At 70.7% G+C, this 20,272-nt stretch carries 17 protein-coding genes; 2 read left to right on the top strand and 15 right to left on the bottom strand.

Going from position 1 to position 20,272, the window contains the following annotated elements:
* Window positions 1–2: 2 nt before the first annotated feature.
* Window positions 3–992, bottom strand: coding sequence for a diguanylate cyclase (locus WME73_RS19475; protein WP_437872816.1), 990 nt, complete (start codon window positions 990–992; stop codon window positions 3–5).
* 108 nt (window positions 993–1,100) lie between these two features.
* On the opposite strand from WME73_RS19475, the gene WME73_RS19470 reads away from it, so the two are divergent.
* Window positions 1,101–2,426: a sigma 54-interacting transcriptional regulator gene (locus WME73_RS19470; RefSeq protein ID WP_437916688.1), complete on the top strand. Its 1,326-nt coding sequence runs from the start codon at window positions 1,101–1,103 to the stop codon at window positions 2,424–2,426.
* A gap of 21 nt (window positions 2,427–2,447) precedes the next feature.
* Here WME73_RS19470 and WME73_RS19465 read toward each other — a convergent pair whose 3' ends face one another.
* The 5 genes from WME73_RS19465 to WME73_RS19445 form a co-directional block, all read right to left on the bottom strand.
* Entirely contained in the window at window positions 2,448–3,278 is an 831-nt protein-coding gene (locus WME73_RS19465; protein ID WP_437916686.1) for a hypothetical protein, read from the bottom strand.
* 28 nt (window positions 3,279–3,306) lie between these two features.
* Window positions 3,307–4,968, bottom strand: coding sequence for a serine/threonine-protein kinase (locus tag WME73_RS19460; RefSeq protein WP_437916684.1), 1,662 nt, complete (start codon window positions 4,966–4,968; stop codon window positions 3,307–3,309).
* A 280-nt stretch (window positions 4,969–5,248) separates the two neighbouring features.
* Complete coding sequence (locus WME73_RS19455; protein ID WP_437916682.1) at window positions 5,249–6,433, bottom strand: vWA domain-containing protein; 1,185 nt, start codon at window positions 6,431–6,433, stop codon at window positions 5,249–5,251.
* Between the two features lie 152 nt (window positions 6,434–6,585).
* Complete coding sequence (locus WME73_RS19450; RefSeq protein WP_437746899.1) at window positions 6,586–7,830, bottom strand: pectate lyase family protein; 1,245 nt, start codon at window positions 7,828–7,830, stop codon at window positions 6,586–6,588.
* A gap of 66 nt (window positions 7,831–7,896) precedes the next feature.
* Complete coding sequence (locus WME73_RS19445) at window positions 7,897–8,397, bottom strand: hypothetical protein (protein WP_437916681.1); 501 nt, start codon at window positions 8,395–8,397, stop codon at window positions 7,897–7,899.
* A 1,001-nt stretch (window positions 8,398–9,398) separates the two neighbouring features.
* Between WME73_RS19445 and WME73_RS19440 the strand changes: the two genes are divergently transcribed.
* Window positions 9,399–9,581, top strand: a complete 183-nt coding sequence (locus WME73_RS19440) for a hypothetical protein (RefSeq protein ID WP_437746897.1) — start codon at window positions 9,399–9,401, stop codon at window positions 9,579–9,581.
* A gap of 83 nt (window positions 9,582–9,664) precedes the next feature.
* Here WME73_RS19440 and WME73_RS19435 read toward each other — a convergent pair whose 3' ends face one another.
* The 9 genes from WME73_RS19435 to WME73_RS19395 form a co-directional block, all read right to left on the bottom strand.
* The gene (locus tag WME73_RS19435) at window positions 9,665–11,329 is read right to left on the bottom strand and encodes a pectate lyase (protein ID WP_437746896.1); all 1,665 of its coding nucleotides are present in this window, start codon (window positions 11,327–11,329) and stop codon (window positions 9,665–9,667) included.
* A gap of 98 nt (window positions 11,330–11,427) precedes the next feature.
* Window positions 11,428–11,787, bottom strand: coding sequence for a cupin domain-containing protein (locus WME73_RS19430; protein WP_437916679.1), 360 nt, complete (start codon window positions 11,785–11,787; stop codon window positions 11,428–11,430).
* A gap of 30 nt (window positions 11,788–11,817) precedes the next feature.
* Window positions 11,818–12,483 carry a bifunctional 4-hydroxy-2-oxoglutarate aldolase/2-dehydro-3-deoxy-phosphogluconate aldolase gene (locus tag WME73_RS19425; RefSeq protein ID WP_437917412.1) on the bottom strand — a complete coding sequence of 222 codons (666 nt, stop codon included), beginning with the start codon at window positions 12,481–12,483 and terminating at the stop codon, window positions 11,818–11,820.
* A gap of 20 nt (window positions 12,484–12,503) precedes the next feature.
* Complete coding sequence (locus WME73_RS19420) at window positions 12,504–13,592, bottom strand: PfkB family carbohydrate kinase (RefSeq protein ID WP_437916678.1); 1,089 nt, start codon at window positions 13,590–13,592, stop codon at window positions 12,504–12,506.
* A gap of 11 nt (window positions 13,593–13,603) precedes the next feature.
* Window positions 13,604–14,365 carry a 2-dehydro-3-deoxy-D-gluconate 5-dehydrogenase KduD gene (kduD, locus tag WME73_RS19415; RefSeq protein WP_437916677.1) on the bottom strand — a complete coding sequence of 254 codons (762 nt, stop codon included), beginning with the start codon at window positions 14,363–14,365 and terminating at the stop codon, window positions 13,604–13,606.
* A 4-nt stretch (window positions 14,366–14,369) separates the two neighbouring features.
* A complete protein-coding gene (locus WME73_RS19410) occupies window positions 14,370–15,677 on the bottom strand; it encodes an MFS transporter (protein WP_437917411.1) in 1,308 nt (435 codons plus the stop codon).
* Window positions 15,678–15,760: 83 nt separating this feature from the next.
* The gene (locus WME73_RS19405) at window positions 15,761–16,579 is read right to left on the bottom strand and encodes a 5-deoxy-glucuronate isomerase (RefSeq protein ID WP_437746892.1); all 819 of its coding nucleotides are present in this window, start codon (window positions 16,577–16,579) and stop codon (window positions 15,761–15,763) included.
* Window positions 16,580–16,655: 76 nt separating this feature from the next.
* Entirely contained in the window at window positions 16,656–18,314 is a 1,659-nt protein-coding gene (locus tag WME73_RS19400; RefSeq protein WP_437916676.1) for a carbohydrate porin, read from the bottom strand.
* 663 nt (window positions 18,315–18,977) lie between these two features.
* Window positions 18,978–20,270 (bottom strand): TRAP transporter large permease, encoded by a 1,293-nt coding sequence (locus tag WME73_RS19395; RefSeq protein ID WP_437916674.1) that lies wholly within the window; start codon window positions 20,268–20,270, stop codon window positions 18,978–18,980.
* Window positions 20,271–20,272: the final 2 nt, after the last annotated feature.

Below are 20,272 nucleotides of genomic sequence, written 5' to 3'. Positions count from 1 at the left end.
CCTCACGCGAGCACCAGATCCTCGGGGCGGAACAGCTCCCCGTCGTACGTGGCGACGCTGCCCTTCTCCGTGGCCTTCGCGTGGTTCTTCGCGAGGTTGGCGCGCCCCTGGATCTCGCGATCCGTCAGGAAGCAGTCGACGTCGGCGACGCACAGCCCGGCCGAGATCGTGGGCGACCGCTCGACGCGGCGGTAGCGGCGGCGGGCGAGCCGCTCCTGGAGCGCGCGCAGGAAGTCCACCGCCCACGCGCGCGTCGCGTTGGGCAGCGTGATCATGTACTCGTCGCCGCCGAACCGGTACGCGTGCCCGTGCGCGAAGACGTGCGCCTCGATGCTCTCCATGAGCGGCGGGAGCACGTGGAGATCGACCGCGGTCTCGGTGTGCTGGACGTTGAACGCCTTGAAGTCGTCGATGTCGATGAACGCCACGGCGATCGAGGCGCCGCGCAGCGCGCAGCGCGCCCGGTAGTGCGCCAGATCGGGCAGGAAGAGCCCGGGCGCCTCGAGGATGTGGAACTTCTCGTCGTACTCGCGCGGGCGGAGCGGCGGCGCCTCCGGCATCACGGCCTCGGCGTGCCGGATCGACATGTAGTCGGTGAGCTGCGGCACCTTGAGCGCGCGCGTGGCCGCGAACCAGGGCGCGGCCATCAGCTGCTCCAGCCCGTGGACCTCGCGCCGGAGGTGCCGGATCGTCTCGGCGTTCACGGCCTTCTGGAGCGGCTCCTCGATCGCCGTGGCGCTGTCGCGCCGGAGGTCGATCAGGATGCGCTTGAGCAGCGGGCCCTGCGTGTCGTGGATCTGCGCGTGCGGCGGGCGCAGCTCGAGCTGCCGCCCGAGGAGGCTCAGCTGTCCGATCAGCTCCGTCACCTCCGGCGGCTCGTAGCCGCGGAACTCGTGCCGGATCACGTCCGCCACGTCGCGGCGGAACGCATCCGTGAACCGGGTGACGCACTGAGACAGGATCTTGGCCTCGGACTGCGTGAACTCGAGCACCTCACGAGGATACCCCGGCGGCGGTGCGCCCAGCGCCCGGGACGCACCGCGCGCTGGAAATCTGCCGGAAATTCGGAGATGCTGCCCCGTCCCCCTCCCGCGCGATCAATGCACGACCCCACCCGGACGATCACGACCCTCCGAAGCGACGCGGTCGAGCTCCCGGACCTGCGCATCTTCGTCACCCCGCAGAAGAGCCCGCCGATCGAGGCCGCCCTCGGCGTCGCGCCTCTCGTGCTCGGAACGAGCGGCGAGTGCGACGTCATCATCCCCGACTCCCGCGTCTCACGCCGCCACTGCCAGCTCCGGTTCTCGCCGCGCGGGGTCGTCCTGACCGACCTCGGCAGCAAGAACGGCACGTTCATCAACGATGTCCTGATCGTCGAGGGCTTCCTCACCCCGAGCGCCGTGGCCTCCCTGGGCGGCGTGCCCCTCACCGTGCGCGTCGGCGGCGCCCCTGTCGTCGTCCCGCTCTCCACCTCGGCCAGCTTCGGCGAGGCCCTCGGCAGCAGCGTCCCCATGCGCGCGCTCTTCGCCCGCCTCGAGCGCGCCGCGGCCACCTCGGAGACGATCCTCCTGCTCGGCGAGTCCGGCACCGGCAAGGAGGTCCTCGCCCGCGCCATCCACGCGACGAGCCCGCGCAGCGGCGGCCCCTTCGTCGTGTTCGACTGCAGCGCCGTCGCCCCGAACCTCATCGAGGCCGAGCTCTTCGGCTACACGAAGGGCGCGTTCACGGGCGCCCAGGGCGCGCGCGCCGGCCTGCTCGAGGAGGCGAGCGGCGGCACGCTCTTCCTCGACGAGATCGGCGAGCTCCCGCTCGATCTCCAGCCGAAGCTCCTGCGCGCGCTCGAGGCCCGCCAGGTGCGGCGCATCGGCGCCGCCGCGTACACGTCGTTCGACGCCCGCGTGATCGCCGCCACGCACCGCGATCTCCAGGGCCGCGTCGCGTCGGGCGCGTTCCGCGAGGATCTCTACTACCGGCTCGCCGTCGTCGAGACCGTCGTGCCCCCGCTGCGCGAGCGCAAGGAGGACATCCCGCTGCTCGTCGAGCGCTTCCTCGCGGCGCAGGTGCCTCCGCGCTCGCTCGCCGACCTGCCGCCGAACGCGCTGGAGCTGCTCCGCGGGCACCACTGGCCCGGCAACGTGCGCGAGCTCCGCAACACCGTCGCGCGGCTCATGCTGTTTCCGCACCTCGCCGAGGAGGCGATCGTCAAGGTGGCGCCGCGGCCCGCCGACATGGGCGTCGGCCAGTTCGTCGCGCTGCCGCTCCGCGAGGCGCGCGACATGGTCGTCGAGCAGTTCGAGCGCACGTACATCGCGATGAAGCTCCGGGAGAGCGGCGGCAACGTGGCGCGGGCCGCCGCGTCGATGGGCGTCTCCCGGCAGCTCGTCCACCGGCTGATGGAGCGCTACGGCATCCGCAGCAAGGGCTGATGGAGCGCTACGGCGCGGCGCTCAGAACGCGCCGCGGAGCGAGAGCCCGGGGCCGCCCGGCGAGAGCGAGAAGCTCGCGACCGGCGCGGCGGGCGCGACGGGATCGAGCTGGAAGTAGAGCACCGCGCCCAGGCCGGCCGCGAGGAACCCCACGCCCGCGGAGATCGCGCCGGCCTTCCACGTGAGATCGATCGCCTCGACGTCCTCCGCCGGGCACCCGGGCGCGCACCGCGTGCGGAGCTCGCTCCGATCGAGGTGCCCCTTGACGCCGAGGAACGCGCCCACGCCGAGCCCCGCCGCGCCGACGCCGACGAGCACGAGCGGCCAGCGCTGTCGCACCGGCGGCGCGTCGGCGACGGCCGCGGGGCGCGACGGCGCCGGCGTCGGCGCCGGGAAGCGCACAGCGATCGGCAGCGCCTTGTCGCCCGGCGGCAGCGTGACCACGGCGGCGACCCGCGTCCCCGCCGCGTCCTCGAAGGTCAGCGTATGGCGCCCGGGATCGAGCTCGATCGGGTCCTCCGGGAGCGCGTCGAGCAGCGGCGCGCCGTCGAGGAGCACCCGGACCCGGCCCGGCGCGCGGCCGTCCGCGGACGTGGCCGACAGCGCGACGCTGGGCATGTCGCGCTCGACCTGCTCGCTCCAGCTCTGGCAGTCGCGGGCGAGCGTCGCCGGGCACGAGCTCACGCAGACGCGGAGCTCGGCGCGGGCGCGCAGCAGCGCCCTGTCGCGGAGGAGCTGCTGCGCCTGCTCGTACGAGGCCGCGCACGTCTCTCCCACGCCCTGAGCGCGGGCGCGTGGGCCCGCAAGGAGCGTGGCAGCCGCGGCGAAGGCGGCGAGGAGGCGCCCTTTCATCGCAGCGCAGGCTACACGCTTCCGTCGTTCACAGGCACTCTCGCTTGATCCGCCGGATGCCGTTGGCGTCCAGATAGTACGGAGGCACGCAGCGCGATCGCGGCCGCGCGCTGCGCGCGGGGGAAGCGGCGCGCACGCCCGCGGCGCGATCCGGCGCGGCCGCGCGCGCGGTCGGCGCCGGCGCCACGACGGCGCTCGCGGAGGCCCCCGGCGCGGCTGGCACCGGCGAGGCCGCCGATGCCTCAGGCGCCGCCGCGGACGCCGCCGACAAGGCCGCAGGCGCCTCCGCAGGCACCTCCGGCGCCCCCACGCTCGCGGCAGGCGGCGCGAGCGCTGACGGCGGCGCGACGGACCGCGAGGACTCGCCGGCGCCAGCGCGCTCGTCCTGCGGCGCATCGGGCTCTGGACGCACGCTACAGCTCCTGCCGAGGGCCACGGCGAGCACCAGCGCGCTGGCCCCGAGCGCGAGCGTGGAGGCGCGGACGAGCTGCGCGCTCGCCAGCCGCGGCGGCGCCGCCGCGGCGACCGGCGTCGCGAGCGCCGACACCACGGGCCGCGCCATGTCCTCGACCGTCCTCGTCATCGTCGGAACCGTCACCGAGGTCCGCAGCGCGCGCCCGCGGCCGCCAGACGGCTGCGCGAGGCGCGCCTCGACGTCCCGCGGCGACGCGTCGTCCACGGCGGCGGGTCTCGGCGGCGGCGGCGCTGGGGCCGCGATCCGCTGCGACGTCTCGATCGCGGCGAGGCTCTTCGCCCGCGCCTCGAGGAGCGTCCCCGCCGTCGCCTCGACCCACGCTCCCACCGCGCGCGGGCTCGCCGGCGGCAGCGCCTCCTCCAGCGCAGCCGCCATCTCCAGCGCGGTCGCGTAACGCCGAGCAGGATCCCTGTCGAGGCCGCGGAGCACCACCTCGTCGAGCGCCTTCGGCACGTCGCCGTACACGCTCGGCGGCTGGACGACGCCCTCGAGGATCCGCCCGAAGATCTCCGCGTCGCACTCCCCCGTGAACAGCCGCCGCCCGGTGAGCACCTCCCACAGGACCACAGAAGCAGCGTAGATGTCGGCGCGGCGGGTCAGGGGGGCTCCGCGCAGCTGCTCCGGCGCCATGTAGCTGAGCTTGCCCTTGAGCTGCCCGACGCGGCTCACCTGGCTCCGCACCGCCGCCCGCGCGATGCCGAAATCGAGCACGCGCGCGATGCCGTCCTCGCCGACGAGGAGGTTCTGCGGCGACACGTCGCGGTGGACGATCTGGAGCGCGGCGCCCTCCTCGTCGGTCGCCTCGTGCGCCGCGTGCAGGCCCGCGAGGGCGCCGGCGATGATGGCCGAGCCGACGGGCTGCGGCACCCGGGCCCCTCGCCTGCCCGCCTCGCGCAGCAGGCTCGAGAGCGATTCCCCCGCGATGTACTCCATGACCACGAAGAGCTCGTCGTCGGCCTGGACGCTGTCGAGCGTCGTGACGACGTTCGGGTGGCGGATGCGCACCGCGAGCCGCGCCTCGTCGAGGAGCATCGACGAGAACTCGGGGTCCCTGGCGAACTGCGGGTGCAGGCGCTTGATCGCGACAGTGCGGGCAAAGCCATGCGCGCCCACGAGCCGCCCGAAATGGACGGAGGCCATCCCCCCGGAGGCGATCACGCCATGGAGCGTGTATCGATCGAGGGTCCGCCGCTCGCGCTCCTGAGCAGGTGCCATGGTGGCTCTGTTCTACAACATCTCGGCAGCGTTGCTGGACGGTAACCTGCGCGCCGCGCTCGCGTCAGGCGGCCAATGACGCCGGGCAGCGGCGAGGGCGCTCGACGCGGCAGATGGGTGTCTGACCGCCCCTGCCGAGGTGGACCGGTGGAGAAGCAACTGGGTGTGTCCACAGTGTCAACTCACCGTTGACATGGGTCGGGCTGGCGGCGCGCGCGCGCCGGTAGGCGAGGCCGAGCGCCCCGCAGGCGCGGCGCGGCAGAGGCGCGGCGGCCTGCGGCTACAGGGGAACCTCGATCACGCTCTCGCAGGTGAAATCGACGCTCAGCTTCGCCACCATGTCCGCCTGGACCGTGGTGCACGCGTCGGCACACAGCACGATCTGCGTCGGACTCGCGGGCTCGTCGTAGCGCCAGGCGCCCTCGGTCGCGCAGCTCTGGTCGTACACGAGCTCCGTGGTCGCGCTCGATCCGCTCGTGTAGAGCACGCGGACCTTCTCCTTGTCGAACGCGCTCCCGTTCGGCGGGAGCGGGATCGCCATCGTGCACGAGACCGAGGCGCCGCGGATCCGGTCGACCGCCGTCTTGAAAGCGGCCGTGGTCTGCGACGGATCGCCGGTGTCGATGAGCACGGCGCCCTCGGTGCCGCCGGCTGCGGCGATCTCGTGCAGGTCGTCGAGGGTGTCCGGTGCGCCCTCGATCGGCGGGTTCTCGACCCCGATGACGTAGGTCGGGACCCCCTCCGCCAGCGCCGCCTGGGCGTCGGCCACGACGGCGTCGATCGTGTCGGAGGCCTCGTCGCAGCCCTGCGGGTAGCCGTCCGTCACGAGCACGATCGCGTATTTCCCGGGGTTCTGCTGCCGCTGCGCCTCGATGAACCCGCTCGTGCCCCGCATCACCCACGCGGTCGGCGTGCCGCCGCGCCAGTCGTCCGAGCTCGCCGGCTCGATCGCGGCGATCGCCTCGGCGAAGGCGTCCGAGGGGAGCGGCGTGAGCGGCACGTCCGGCGTCGCGTAGATCTCGACAGAACACTTGTCGTCGTCGGCGGGAAAGAACGAGAGCGAGGCCGTCAGCCCTTCGGACCCGGGATCCGAGAAGAACTGCTTGGTCGCAGCGACCACAGGATCCCACTTGAGGTCCTTGTCGTGCCAGTCCTTGTCGCCCTTGCCCATGCTGCCCGACACGTCGAACGCGAACGCCAGGTACACCGGCTGAAGCGACGCCGCCGCCGTCTGGGTGGCGCACGCTCCGCCTCCGCCCGTGGGACTGGCGCCGCCCGCGCCGCTCGATCCGGGCCCGATCCCGCCGCCGATGTCCAGCGAGCCTCCCTCGCCGGAGCCGGAGCCGAAGCTGCCGCCGGAGCTCGCCCCTTCACCTTCTTCTCCCCCGTCGCTCGGGCTGCTGCCGCACCCGAGCCCGACCGCAGCCACGCTCAGCATCGCCAAGGCAATTGGAAGCAATTTCATAAGTCGTCGGCTCCTTCCACCGCCGCGTCCCGGCCTCGCGCCGCTGGCATCGAGTCATCGGGATGGCGCGTGGTCATGGGCCTCCGAAGCACGCGCGGTGCCAGGGCGCGGGGCTCTGCGTCGTCGATGAGGTGTGCTGTTCGCAGGCGCCGCTATCTCGGACCAGCGCACCGTGTCACGACGTCCTTCAGCGAGGCGTCGGCCGTGCCCAGAGCGACGGTGTAAGGCGGGGCGAACGCGCTCCCCTGCCCCGCGTCCTTCCGGGTGGTGTCCGACATGCCGATATAGGCGTTCCCGCTCGCCACGATCTGCGCGGTCGGCTCGCCGTCGTAGAAGACGTGCGGGTCCTTCACCCCGTCGAAGTAGTTGTTCTCGATCCGGAGCCTGGCCTGGAGGCCGCCCCCGATGGCGTAGTTGTTGCCGGCCGCCGAGTAGTAGTTGTTGAAGACGTGGACCTCGCCGAAGCGGACGCGGGGCATGCGCTCGATCACGCCGTCGGCCCACCAGTTGTGATGGAACGTGACGCGGAGCCTCCCTGTGTCCTCGTCGCTGTTGTTGTTGCTGTGGCCGACCAGGTTCGAGAAGCGGTGCGCGGGATCCGGCGCGTTGCTCGTGTAGTGGAACTTGCACCACGAGACGGTCACGAGGTCCGAGCCGTGGACGACGTCGAGGTTGCCGTCCAGCCCGTCCCAGATCTCCACGTGATCCACCCAGACGTGGTGGGCGAAGTGGATCTGGATCCCGTCGTCCGTGGTCGAGCTGGCGTCGATCTTGAGGTTCTGGATGATGACGTTCTGGATCGGGGTGTCGATCGACTTCCCCCGGATCTGGAGGCGGCCCCGGAGGGTCGCGTCGGGGCTCGCGCCGATCAGCGTCTTGTTCGACGCCACGTCGACGTCCACGCCGCTGATGTCGATGTCGCCGGAGATCTGGATGATCAGCGGCTCGGGGCTCTCGGCGTACTCGACGAGCTGCGCGGTCGTGGTCGCCGTGACCGTCATCCCGCCGAGGCCGCCCGTCGTGGTGGCCACGCCGTGGCCGCTCTCGCCCGCCCACCCGATCGGCGCGCTGGCGGGACAACCGTCGACGGTGCCCGAGCCGCCCGCACCCTGGCCGCCGCCCCCGCCCGCACCCCCGCCGCCCGTGCCGCTGGTCGCGCCTCCCCCGGTGCCCGTGGTCCCGCTGCTGCTCGTCGTGCCGCCGCCGGTCGTGCCGCCGCTGCTCGTTGCGCCGCCGCTCGTCGACGACGGCCCGCTCGTCCCGGCCCCGGACGACGACGCGCCGCCCGCGCCGGTTGCATCGCCGTCGTCCCCCGACGCCGCGCAGCCTCCCGCGCCGCAGAGCGCGACGAGGGCCGCTGCAAAGGGGGTGAAACGATTCGACCTCTCATACCGCATGATTGCCTCCTGAAAGCGTGAAGAAAGACCATTGCGCAGTCGCCCCCGCCCGGGCCGCCTCTGGGCTCACTCGACCTCGAAGGCGCCGAGGTCGGGCGCAGCGCCGGCGAAGGGCAGCGCGAGGCCCTCGGCCAACCCCGCGTCGACGAACTGGCTCCCCGGGGCGAGCCGCAGGAAATCGGTCGCGGGGAGGCTGCCGTCCGGGTTGCGTGGGGCCTTGGCCAGCGCGCGATCGAGGCTGAGGAAGTCGGCGTCGGTGGCGCCCTCGAACGCGTTCGAGACCGCGTTGCCGACCGGCTCGTCGCTGGATTTCCTCGCGTGCGAGATGTTGTTGATGAACGTGTGGAACCCGCCCTCGCCGAACGCGAAGTTCATGGATCCGTTCAGCCATCCGGTGCAGTTCTTCACCGTGATGTTGCCGACATTGTTGTTCTCGTCGAAGCCGCGGACCTTGTTGCCGAACGCGACGGAGCGGGTGATCACGTGGTCGGACGCAAGGCCGTTGCTCCCGCCCATCTTGAAGCCGTTGCCGTTGCCCATGTACGGGACCGGCGGCGGCGTGCTCATGTACCCGCCTTCCTCGTAGCCGTTGTCGAAGGCCCGACGGCCACTCCTCCTCCGGGGTATCCAGCTCGCCCAGCCGGCCGCCGAGCTGGAGGCCCGAGTCCCGGTTGTGGTGGAAGACACAGCGCTCGATGACGTTGTGGTGCCCCGAGATGAAGAGGCCGTTGTCGCCGGCGTTGGCGATCTCGATCCTCTGGATGTGCCAGTAGCTGCCGTGCAGCTCGACGCCGCGCGGGCTGGCCGGGTCGCCCTTCTTGTAGTACTGGTCCTTGAACTCGAGCACAGGCTTCTCGCCGGGATAGGCGAACAGGCGCTTCCGCTGCTCGGGCGTCCCGTCGTTCCCGTAGGCGATCTCCACCGTCGGGACGTAGAGGTACTCGCCCCCGCGCAGGTAGATGGTCTGCCCCGGCTGCACCAGGGTGATCGCCTTGTGCAGCGTCGTGGGCGCGTCGATGGTTCCGGGGTTGTCCTCCGCGCCGTCGGGGGCGACGTAGAGGTCGTCGCCCGAGGGCGGCTGATCCATGCCGCCGACGCCCGTCGAGGAGCTGGCGCAGGAGGAGACGGCCGGCGATCCGCCCGTTCCTGCGGAGGTGGCCGCCCCGCCCCCCTGTCCTGCGGTGGTCGCCCCCTGGCCGCCGCCTCCCGTGACCGCGGCGGGGCCCGCGCCGCCGGTCCCGCCGGAGCTCGCTCCTTCATCTTCAGCGCCGTCGCTCGCGCTGCTACCGCACCCGAGCCCGGCCACAGCCACGCTCAGCACCGACAAGACGATCGTAAGCAATTTCATAAGTCGACTCCTTGCACGACCGCGCGCCGGCGCTGACCGTCCGGCATCGCGACACCGGGATCGCGCGTGGTCCCGGGCTTCCAAGCACGCGGGATGCCACGGCGCGCGCCCAGGACCGCGCGTCCTCGCTGCTCGACGCGACGGCATCATCGGTCGGCATCGGCACCTGGCCCGGCCGTGAGGCGCTAAGGGGGAAAATGCCCCCGCCCCGCGGCACCTCATGATCGGCGCCGCCGCCGGGCTGCACCTTTCGGGCGCCATCGACATTGCCGGCTTGAGCATTGAGACGGTCAGGGGACCCGTGAGGAATGCGGCGTGGCGGTCCGTGCAAGACCTCGCTGTCACGCCGCTGTTCGTTCCGGTGCAGGGCGGCGCGATCCTGGGTCTTGCCGGCTCCCTGTGACGATCGCGCTCTCTGTGCGCGAGAGATGCGGAGCGTGCTTGGACACGGCTGTCTGACACCGGCCAGCTGTGCCCAAGTCGAGGCTACTTCACGGGCGCGACATGGGCGATGAGGACGCCCATGTTCTTGATGAAGCCCTCCACCGAGATGCCCGTCGGCGACTCCTCGGCCGGGTAGGTCGCCGGCGCCTTGGTCGGGTCGTAAGGCGAGGTATCGTTGCGATCGCCGACGTGCGTGGTGGCGTACGCGTCCTCGAGATAAGGCTCATCCGTGCCAGGGCCGACGTAGGGGTTCGTGATCATGGTGATCTTGGTCGGCCAGTATCCCTCCGCGTTGAGCTCTCCGACGAGCTTCAGCGCCTCCTCCTCGGTCACCGGCGCGGTCGTCATCGTGGCGCCCGCGTACAGGTCGTCGAGCTTCACCTCGCGCAGCGAGAAGTACCGCGGGAGCTCCACCGGCCCCGCGATCTTGAGGGGCGAGCCCGCCGCCAGCTCCTCGGGCGACATCGCCGCGAGCTCCTCGTAGCGGGCGCGCATGGCGTCCACGTCGAGCTTGCGCGCCTGCCCGTAGTGGCCGATGGGCTTCGCGGGGTCCTTGTCGAAGTAATACTCGCCGTTGACGACGTTCGAGCCGCGCCGGTGGACGTAGAGCGGCACGTCGGTCCCGATCTCGATGTACGTGGGGTGTGTTCGGTCGGGGAAGATCTCCACGAGCTCCGGCGGCAGCTTGACCTTGTCCAGCCAGTCCAGCGCCTCGGGCACGCGGGCGATGTACTTCTCGTCCCCGGTCAGGTTGTAGAAATTGAGCAGCTGCTGGATGTTGTTGGCCGTCGTGTGGGTGGTCAGCGCCTCCGGCTCGTAGGTCCGCGCCCCGGCCGGCTTGCCGTCCTGCGTGAACTGAAGGCCCCACGCGGGCTGCGGCGCGGGCTGCTGCAACGCGACGAAGTTGTCCATGGCGCGCTCGATGTTCCCGAGCAGCTGCGACTCGCCCAGCGCGAGGTGGCACATGATCAGGAACTTGATGTTCTCTCCGGCCACGTCGTCGTTGAAGGTGATGTGGCTCGTGTAGTCGGGCTGGCCGCCCTTGCCCATCAGCGGGAAGCGCTGCGGCCAGCCGCCTCCCTCGTACTGGCTCTCGGTGACGAAGCGGATCGCCTTGTAGAGGGGCTCGCGGAGCCGCTCGTCCTTCTTCTCGAGGTACATGCGCAGGAGGAGCTGGGAGGCCACGGCGGTGCCCGCGTCGTCGAACGTCGCGTTGCCGTAGTAATGCTGGAACTCCTCGAGCCGCCAGCCGTTCTTGCCGATGGTGTCGTACCAGTCCTTGAGCGACTCCTCGCCCGCGAAGTCATAGATGTAGTTCCAGCCGCCGGCCTCGTGCTGGGCCTCGATCAGGGCGAGCGTGACCTGCTCGGCAGCCTTGTAATAGAGCTCGTCGCCGGTGGCGTGGTAAGCGTCCAGGTAGAGGTGCCCCATCGACGGCGTGCCGGGCGGCTGCACCCACAGCATCGTGCGCTTCGCCTCCATCTCGCCCCAGCTCCGCGAGAGATCCGGAAGGTAGCTCCACACGTAACCACCCTTGTACGCGACCTCCTCGCTCATGAAGGTGGCCGCGCGCTTCATCGCGTCGACGTACGGGACCATCTCGGGCGGCACTTCCGGGCCGGGACCAGGGCCCGGCTCGCTGTCCCCGCCGCAGGCGGCCAGCGCGAGGGGCAAGAGGATCGACATCGCGAACGTTCTGCGTTTCATAGGCTCCTCGATCGCACAGGGCCGCTGCGTCGGTCGCAGGGCCCGTCGAAAAGACAGGATGATCTTGGTGAACTGAAAGGCTGACCGGATTCCCGCGCTCAGGGCATGTACTCTTCGCGCGCGGGAGTGAACACGTCGAGCACGACGGACGGCTCGAACGCCCAGGCCTGGTGCTCGACGCCCCCGCGGACCACGAAGCTGTCCCCGGACCGCGCCTCGAACTCCTCGTCTCCGCAGGAGAACTTGAGGTGTCCTGAGATGACGTAGACCAGCTGATCGTGGGGGTGGCTGTGGCGCGCCCCGGCCCAGCCGATCTCCATGTGGTGCTCGACGAGCATCAGGTTGGGGTTGTGGGCCAGCACCCAGCGCTTCAGCCCCGGCTCGGGCGTGAAGAACTCCACCGCATCGCCCGACACGCGGGCCAGGCTCGGGACATCGCTTTTCTTCAGAACACTCATGCTTCCTCCAGCGCCTCGCGGCGGCCCCGCTCAGGCGCTCTTCTCGAGCCCGGCCCGCGCGGACCGGACGACGGACAGGAACTCACGCGCGCGCTCCGTGATGACCTCGTCGCGGCCGGCCTCGAGCGCCGCGGCGTCGACGAGCTCGCCGCCGACGCCGAGCGCCACGGCGCCGGCCTCGATGAACTCGCGCGCGGTCGCGAGGTTGACCCCGCCGGTCGGCAGCAGCTTCACGTGCGGGAGCGGCCCCCGCAGCGCGCGCAGGTACTTGGCGCCGCCCATCGCGGAGCACGGGAACACCTTCACCGCGTCGGCGCCGGCGCTCCACGCGGCGATCACCTCGGTCGGGGTGAGCGCCCCGGGGAAGACCGCCTTCCCGAGCTCGCGCGCCGCGCGGATGACCTCGAGGTTGAGCCCCGGGCTCACGATGAACTGCGCGCCGGCCTCGATGCACCCGCGGGCTGCGTCCGCGGTGAGCACCGTACCCGCGCCGACGAGGACGTTACTCCCCATCCGTGAGGTGATCTCATGCATCACGGCGAGGGCGTCCGGGATTGTCATCGTGATCTCGAGGACCTCGATCCCTCCCGCGCACAGCGCGCGACCGGCGCGCACGGCGAGCGCGCCGCTCGACGCGCGCACCACGGGGACGACGCCGATCTCCTCGATGCGGCGGACGACGTGCTCTCGGTCCATCGCGTGATTCATCGCTTGCTTCATCGATCGATCCTCGCGCTGGCCCCGCTCATCGCCCGCCGCACCTCGGCGAGCGACGCCATCGACGTGTCTCCCGGCGTCGACATCGCGAGCGCCCCGTGCGCGACGCCGCACTGGAGCGCCCACTCCGGGCTCTGCTCCGAGAGGAGCCCGTAGATGATCCCCGAGGCGAACGAGTCGCCCCCTCCGACGCGATCGAGGATCTCGATGTCTCGCTGGGCGACCTCGTAGAACTCGCCCTTGCAGTACAGGATGCCGCCCCAGCCGTTGACGCTCGCGCTCCTGGCCGTCCTGAGGCTCGTGGCCACGACCGAGATGTTGGGGTACGTCGCGACGACCTCCGAGATCATCCGGCGGAACCCCGTCGTGTCGAGCTGGCGATAGCCCTCATCGACGCCGGGCACCTCGAAGCCGAGCGCCGCGACGAAGTCCTCCTCGTTGCCGAAGAGGCAGTCGACGTACGGCATGAGGGCGCGGTTGACCTCGCGCGCCCTCGCCTGGCCGCCGAAGTTCTTCCAGAGCGAGGGCCGGTAGTTGAGATCGTAGGAGATCCGCACGTCGTGCTCGCGCGCGGCCTCCATGGCCTCGCGCGCCACGCCGGCCGTGCTCTCCGAGAGCGCGCAGAAGATGCCGCCCGTGTGGAACCAGCGGGCGCCGCGCTCCCCGAAGACGGCCTTCCACGGGAGATCGCCGGCCTTCAGCCTGGAGGCCGCGCTGTGGCCGCGATCCGAGCACCCCACGGCGGCGCGCGGCCCGAAGCCGCGCTCGGTGAAGTTGAGGCCATTGCGCGCCTCGCGGCCCACACCGTCGTAATCGACCCAGCGCACGTGGGAGGTGTCGACCCCGCCCTGGAGCATCAGGTCCTCGATCAGCCGCCCGACCGGGTTGTCCGCGAGCGCCGTGACGATGGCTGTCCGGAGCCCGAAGCAGCGCCGGAGCCCCCGCGCCACGTTGTACTCCCCCCCGCCCTCGCCGATGTCGAACGCCCGCGCGGTGTGGATCCGCCGCTCTCCCGGGTCGAGGCGCAGCATCACCTCCCCGAGGCTCACCTGGTCCCACGCACAGCTCTTTGCATTTCGGATCTTCATCTTCACGCTCCTCAACGGCTCATCCACCCGCCGTCGACGACCAGCACGTGGCCGTGGACGTACCTGCTCGCCTCCGAGCACAGGAACAGCGCAGCTCCCGCGATGTCGCTCGGCTCCCCCCAGCGCCCCGCCGGGATGCGATCGAGGATCTGCCGGCTGCGCGCCTCGTCGGCCCTGAGCGCCGCCGTGTTGTCCGTCGTGATGTATCCCGGGGCGACCGCGTTCACGTTGATGCCCCTCCCGGCCCACTCGTTCGCGAGCGCCTTCGTCAGCTGCGCGATCCCACCCTTGGACGCCGCGTAGGCCGGCACCAGGATCCCGCCCTGGAACGAGAGCAGCGACGCGATGTTCACGATCCTGCCCGACCCCTGCTCGAGCATCTGCTTCCCGGCGAGCTGCGACAGGCGGAACGCGGACGTCAGGTTGACCTCGATCAGGAGATCCCAGTCCTCCTCGGCGTACTCGACGGCCGGCGACCGCCGGATGAGACCTGCGTTGTTCACGAGGATGTCGATGCGCCCGAGCTCGGCCTTCGCCCTCCGGACGAGCTCGGCGTGTGAGGCGCGATCCGCGAGATCCACGGCCATGCCGGTGGCGCGACGCCCGAGCTTCCGCACCGCCGCCATGGTGGCCTCGCCCGGCTCGTCCTTGCCGTGACACGCGATGTCCGCGCCCGCCGCCGCGAGCGCCGTCGCGATCGCGGCGCCGATGCCCGTGGCCGAGCCCGTCACGAGCGCGACCTTGCCGTCCAAACGAAACGGATCATTCGTCATTGTCTTATCCCTGCTTCAGCTGCGCGGCCTCGAGCCGCGGCACGAGCGCGTGAATGATGGCGAGCGCGAGCACGTAGGCAGACGCCGCCATGATGAACAGCGTCGAGTAGCTCCCCGTGAGCTGGAGGACGCGGCCCGCGATCTGCGCGATGAGCATCCCGCCGATGGCCCCGGCCATGCCCCCGAACCCGACGGCCGACCCCACGGCCTGCGACGGGAACATGTCCGTGGTGAGCGTGAACAGGTTCGCCGAGAAGCCCTGGTGCGCTGCGGTCGCGAGGCCCAGGAGCAGCACGGCGACCCACAGCGAGTCGGTGCGCGTCGCGAGGAAGACGGGCGCCACGCCGAGCGCGCAGGCGAGCATCGCGGTCTTGCGCGCCGCGTTCGCCGTCCAGCCGCGGCGCATGAGCATCGAGGAGAACCAGCCGCCGGCGATGCTGCCCACGTCGGAGAGCAGGTAGATCGTGACGAGCGGCGGGCCGATCTGGAGGAGGTTCAATCCATGCTTGCGGTTCAGGAAGTCGGGGACCCAGAACAGGTAAAGCCACCAGAACGGATCGGTCATGAACTTGCCGATCGCGAACGCCCACGTCTGGCGGTGCGGGATCAGGCTGAGCCAGCCGACCTTGCCGGGCGCCGGCGACGGCTCGCTCGTGATGTAGGCGCGCTCCTCCGGCGTGACGCGCGGGTTCTCCGCGAGGGGGCGATACAGGATCATCCAGGCGATGATCCACAGCGCCCCGATCGCGCCGGTCAGCGCGAAGGCCGCGCGCCACCCCCAGGCCACCGCGATCCACGGGACCACGAGGGGGCACACGATCGCGCCGATGTTCGTGCCGGAGTTGAACAGGCCGGTCGCGAGCGCGCGCTCCTTCTTGGGGAACCACTCCGCGATCGTCTTGAGGGCGCCCGGGAACATGCCGGCCTCGCCGATGCCGAGGGCGAACCGCGCCGCCGAGAGCCCCCCGGCGCTGCCGACGACCGCGTGCGCCGCCGCCGCGAGGCTCCAGAACCCGACGGCGAACGAGAACCCGCGCCGCGTCCCGATGCGATCCATGAGGCGGCCCATCGTCAGCATCCCGATGGCGTAAGCGGCCTGGAACGACGTGACGATGTTGCCGTAATCGATGTCGTTGTAGCCGAGCTCCTTCTGCAGCGTCGTCTTGAGGACGCCGAGGACCTGCCGGTCGACGTAGTTGATCGTCGCGGCCGTGAACAAGAGGGCGCAGATCACCCACCGATAACGCCCGATGCCGGCCGAAACCGGCGCGGCGTCGGCGCTGCGCGGCACCCCCGCGGGCGCGTCGGCGATGGCCGTCGTGGACTCCGAATTCATCACCATGAAGCTATCCTCCCAAGCTCGACCCGCCTGACGCTGGCCCGCTCCCCTGCCGGCTACTTGAGGCTCGCCTCGAGCCCGGAGCCGCGCTGGGCGAACTCCGGCTGCACGTTGACCACGCCGAACACCCGATCTTCGCGCTCGCGGTGCGCGGCCATGAGCCAGACGAAGTTGATGGAGTGCCCCGGCGCGGCGACGTTCGGGTGATACCCCGCCGGCATCAGCACGGCGTCGCCGTCCCGCACCACGGTGACCACCTCGGGCGCCTCCGGGGCCGTGTAGACGAATTGCACGCCGAACGCCGGCGGCGGCATATCGAAATAGACGTACATCTCCTCGAGCAGGTCGGTGTGCTCGTGCGGGGGCCAGCTGGTCCAGTGCCCCGGCGCCGAGCGCGTGAAGCCCGCGACGATCCGGCCGGCCTGCACGTTCTTGCCGAGCAGGATGCTGAGCTCGCGCGTGGTGGCGTCGCCGCCCGCCTTGAACTTGAGCGACGGGCTCTGCTCGACGTCCTTGTAGCGGACGACCTGGAGGGGATAGTCCCCCTCCACCTCGGCGCCGCACTCGACGAGATCGACCGCCGAGCTCGTGCGCACCTCGACGGTCGATCCGCGAGGCACGTAGATGGCGTCGTACCGGCCGAGCCCGATCGTGTCCTCGCCGTTCACCTGCACGGCGCACTGGCCGTCCATGCAGAGGAGCCCGACCTCGCGGCCGGAGGTCTCGAAGAGGGCCCTCGGCGCGCTCTGATCGAGCAGGATCCGGCCGTAATGCAGGCGCTTCATGGGGCTGTTGTCCGGCGTCACGAAGAGCTTCCGCCCCCTGTGCGACGCCGTCCCGCGGACCACGACCTGACCAGGGTTCACTGGCTTCATGGACAAAACCCTTCCCTTGCTTCGTTAACGGAATTTACGAATGGACGCGGTGAATCCCCGGAGCCCCGCGGCTGCGTCAGAACGCCGGGCTGGCCTTGATGTTCCACTCGACGTTCAGGCCGATGAAATGCTCCCACGTGCGCTGGCTGAACACGTCGTCCTGCGGATAGAGCGCCTTCGCGCCCTCATCGCGCCGGGTCACGAGCCAGATGAAGCGGAACTGAGGGCGCTTGAAGTCCCCATTGCCCGCCGCGTTCAGGAACGGCACGAGCCCGAAGCGCACGAGGCTCGCGCTGTGGTGGCTGGCCGCGGCGTGCGCGCCCGGCGCCGCGGGCTCGGCCGGGGGCGGGACCCTCCCGCGCCGCTGCGCCTGGTAAGATGCCTCGACGGCGATGCCTCCCCAGTCGCGCAGATAGAAGTGCGGCCGAACGACGAAGATGCCTTCGTCCAGATCCGCGAAGTCGAACGGCTCGCTGGCGTTGCGGAACGAGCGGATGTACCCGGAGGCCATCAGGCCGAGCATCCCCGTCTCGTAGTTGCCGCTCATGGTGAACATGAGCTCGTGCGCTCCGCTCGCGGTGCCGTCCGGCGCGGGCTGCGTGGGGGTGCCGAACTCGCCGTGCGCCGCGAGGTCGCCCGCATAGCGGAGGAACAGGTGCAGGTGGCCGTTGTTCACGCCGGTGAACGGGCTGACCTGCGCGCCGATGACGTACCCGGAGTCCCGAGGCAACCGCTCGTACACGCCGGCCTCCGCCGTCTCGCGCGTGCCCGACGGCAGCTGGTGCACTTCGCCGTACAGGACGCCCTTGACGCCGCCTTTCTCCCCGACCGGAACGGTGTGGCTCGCCTTGAAGCTCGAGATGAGCCGCTGGCGATCGAGGAGGTTGACGTTCGCCGTGCCAGGCTGGTTGAGCGCCGGCGAGCGCTCCACCGTCTGGAGGTAATACGGCGTGAGCGGCCGGTTGATGCCGGCGTGCGCCGCGAAGTACGTGCGCTTCGAGGGCAGGTCGTAGCGGACGCCTCCGCCCAGCGTGTTCAGCCAGTCGAGCGGCCAGAAATCGAGCAGCTCCGAGTTGTCACCGCGGTAGAGGCGCGAGCCTATCCACACGGACAGCCCCTTGACGCCGAGGTCTCGCTCCTCGACGAAGGCGTTGCGGAGCGACGTGTTGATGTTCCACGGCCTCGCGTTGTTGTAGTGGAGGGTCGGGGCGTCTATGGCCAGGCGGACGGCGACGCGCGTGGTGGCGCCGGTGGACTCCCAGTAATCCTGCCGCTCCAGGTCCAGCTGGACGAACGTGGACTCGTCGAGGCGCGAGCCTCTCAAGACGATGTCGGCATCACGCCCAGGCCCGCCGTCTCCATCCATGGCCGCGACGGCGCGGCCGACGCCGCCGAAGAAGAACCCGCTCTCCGGCGGCGCCGGTGGTGTCGTGGGCTCTTCTTTCTGCTGCGGCTGCTGGGAGGGCGCGATGGCCGCGGCGGCGGGCTCGGCGCCTCCGGCGTCGGGGGCCGGAGCCGCGCCCTCGGCGGGCTCCGCCGCGGCCGGCGTCTCCGGAGGCGGAGCCGTCGCGTCGGCGGGAGCCGCGCCCGGCGAGGGCGTCGGCGTCGTGGGAGGAGGCAGCGGCTGCCCGTGGACGACCGCTGGAGACGCGCAGAGGGCCGCGCCGAGCAGGGCACAGACCAGGTTGCGCGCGCTCGCCCATCGTCTCCCGCGCGCGAGGCGGGTAGACGACACGGACGCGTCTCCGTCTGTCGAGAACGAGCCGCGCTCCGGATCGCGCTGAATATCATGCCCAGGGTGGCAACAGGGACTGACGATGGAATTCAAGGGGGCGCCGATCTCGTGGAGGGTTGGGGCTGCACCAGCGCGAGCAGCGGGGCTGTCGTCGAGGCGAGCGAGGCCCGACAGCACGTCCTGTGGCTCGCTCAGCGCGTGGTGCGCTGGCAGCGTCCACGCTTGATGCACGCAGTAGCAAGCGACGAGCCAAGGGCACCCAGGGCCGCCACGACGCCATGGCGCGCACGACTTGTCGAGGAGGAATTCCAACCCAAGCTCGTCCGCAGCCGGGATTGCGCCGGATCCGACCCGAGCGCATGACGTGCCCTGAGGCGACCCGACGACGACGTGGCGTGCTGACCGTGGACGAAGAGCAGTTTCCCCTCGGAACGCCGTAAACCCCGGGTTGACATGAGCGACAGCCGTGGTTGACGCGCGCATGGACCGTCGCTGTCGCGCGCGGACGCCTGCGGGAGCGGCGAGCTCTCGATCCGCTTGTGAGTTGAGGGGGCTTTGACGGGGCGCCGGAGCAGGGCTCCTCCGGCGGTACGCGGCGGGCGGTGCCGACGTCGAGAGCGGCCTTCCTGCCCAGCCGGCGTGTCGCAGGCGCGGGGGCGCGCCTCAGAGGTTGAACTGTGCCGGAAGCCAGAGCGAGAGCTGGGGCACGTAGCTGATGAGCATGAGGGCGACGATCATGGCGGCGAACATCGGGAGCATCGGCCGGACCACCCTGGCGATCGTGGTCTTGCCGACGCCGCACCCCACGAACAGGCAAGTGCCCACCGGCGGGGTGCACAGGCCGATGCACAGGTTCGTGACCATCAGGACGCCGAAGTGCACCGGGTTCATGCCCATCCCCGTGACGACCGGGAGGAAAATGGGCGTGAAGATCAGGACCGCAGGCGTCATGTCCATGAAGGTGCCGACGACGAGCAGGAGCACGTTGATGATGAGCAGCGTCGCGAACGGGCTCTGGGAGATCCCGAGCATCGCCTGGCTGACGCTCTGGGGCACCTGCTCGAAGGCGAGCACCCAGCTCATGGCCTGGCTGGCCCCCACCAGGATCATGACCACCGCGGTGGTCTTGGCGGATTTGAGCAGGATACGCGGCATGTCCCTGAGCTTGACCTCACGATAGAACAGCGCCCCCAGCAGGAACGCGTAAGCCACGGACACCGCGCTGGCCTCGGTCGCCGAGAACACCCCGGTGAGGATCCCGCCCATGACGATCAGGATCATGAGCAAGCTGGGGATCGCCTGGGCAAAGCTCCGCATGATCGCGCCGAGCGGGACCTTCTCGCTCACGCCCACCGCCTGCTTGCGGTTGGCCAGGAACGCGACGACCATGATGCACACGCCCACCAGGATGCCCGGGATGACGCCGGCCAGGAACAGCGCGGCCACCGAGACGTTCCCGGCCACCACGGCGTAGACGATCATGATGTTGCTCGGGGGGATCAGGAGCCCGGTCGTCGCCGACGTCGTGGTCAGCGCCACGCTGAAGTCCCTGCCGTAGTTCTTTCGCTCCATCTCCGGGATCATGAAGCCTCCCACGGAGGAGACGGCGGCCGCCGCCGAGCCCGAGACGGCCCCGAAGAGCATGCAGGTCAGCGTGTTGACGTAGGCAAGGCCGCCGTGAAAGCGGCCGACGACGGCGCTGGCGAAATCCATGAGCCTGCGCGCCATGCCGCCCTCGCCCATGAGCACGCCGGAGAGGACGAAGAAGGGAATGGCGAGCAGCGGGAAGCTGGCGATGCCGGTCGACATGCGCTGAGCCACGATGTAGGCCGTGGGCACGTCGCCGAGCGAGCCGATCGTCAGCACCGTGGAGAGGCCGATGCAGACGGCGACCGGGACGTTGAGGAGGAGCAGCGCGAAGAAGCTGAACACCAGGATGAGGACTTGGATTTCCATGG

The organism is Sorangium sp. So ce302, from assembly GCF_051530145.1.
Classification (GTDB): Bacteria; Myxococcota_A; Polyangia; order Polyangiales; family Polyangiaceae; genus Sorangium; species Sorangium cellulosum_B.
Note: the sequence above shows the minus strand (reverse complement) of the source record. Positions and strands in the feature narration are given on the sequence as shown.

Excerpts from the sequence above, each read along its gene's own strand:
- WME73_RS19450 (WP_437746899.1), bottom strand. The coding sequence starts at position 7,830 with ATGCGGTATGAGAGGTCGAATCGTTTCACCCCCTTTGCAGCGGCCCTC.
- WME73_RS19425 (WP_437917412.1), bottom strand. The coding sequence starts at position 12,483 with ATGGACCGAGAGCACGTCGTCCGCCGCATCGAGGAGATCGGCGTCGTC.
- WME73_RS19430 (WP_437916679.1), bottom strand. The coding sequence starts at position 11,787 with ATGAGTGTTCTGAAGAAAAGCGATGTCCCGAGCCTGGCCCGCGTGTCG.
- WME73_RS19460 (WP_437916684.1), bottom strand. The coding sequence starts at position 4,968 with ATGGCACCTGCTCAGGAGCGCGAGCGGCGGACCCTCGATCGATACACG.
- WME73_RS19405 (WP_437746892.1), bottom strand. The coding sequence starts at position 16,579 with ATGAAGCCAGTGAACCCTGGTCAGGTCGTGGTCCGCGGGACGGCGTCG.
- WME73_RS19455 (WP_437916682.1), bottom strand. The coding sequence starts at position 6,433 with ATGAAATTGCTTCCAATTGCCTTGGCGATGCTGAGCGTGGCTGCGGTC.
- WME73_RS19470 (WP_437916688.1), top strand. The coding sequence starts at position 1,101 with ATGCACGACCCCACCCGGACGATCACGACCCTCCGAAGCGACGCGGTC.
- kduD (WP_437916677.1), bottom strand. The coding sequence starts at position 14,365 with ATGACGAATGATCCGTTTCGTTTGGACGGCAAGGTCGCGCTCGTGACG.
- WME73_RS19395 (WP_437916674.1), bottom strand. The coding sequence starts at position 20,270 with ATGGAAATCCAAGTCCTCATCCTGGTGTTCAGCTTCTTCGCGCTGCTC.
- WME73_RS19435 (WP_437746896.1), bottom strand. The coding sequence starts at position 11,329 with ATGAAACGCAGAACGTTCGCGATGTCGATCCTCTTGCCCCTCGCGCTG.
- WME73_RS19465 (WP_437916686.1), bottom strand. The coding sequence starts at position 3,278 with ATGAAAGGGCGCCTCCTCGCCGCCTTCGCCGCGGCTGCCACGCTCCTT.
- WME73_RS19440 (WP_437746897.1), top strand. The coding sequence starts at position 9,399 with ATGATCGGCGCCGCCGCCGGGCTGCACCTTTCGGGCGCCATCGACATT.
- WME73_RS19445 (WP_437916681.1), bottom strand. The coding sequence starts at position 8,397 with ATGAGCACGCCGCCGCCGGTCCCGTACATGGGCAACGGCAACGGCTTC.
- WME73_RS19420 (WP_437916678.1), bottom strand. The coding sequence starts at position 13,592 with ATGAAGATCCGAAATGCAAAGAGCTGTGCGTGGGACCAGGTGAGCCTC.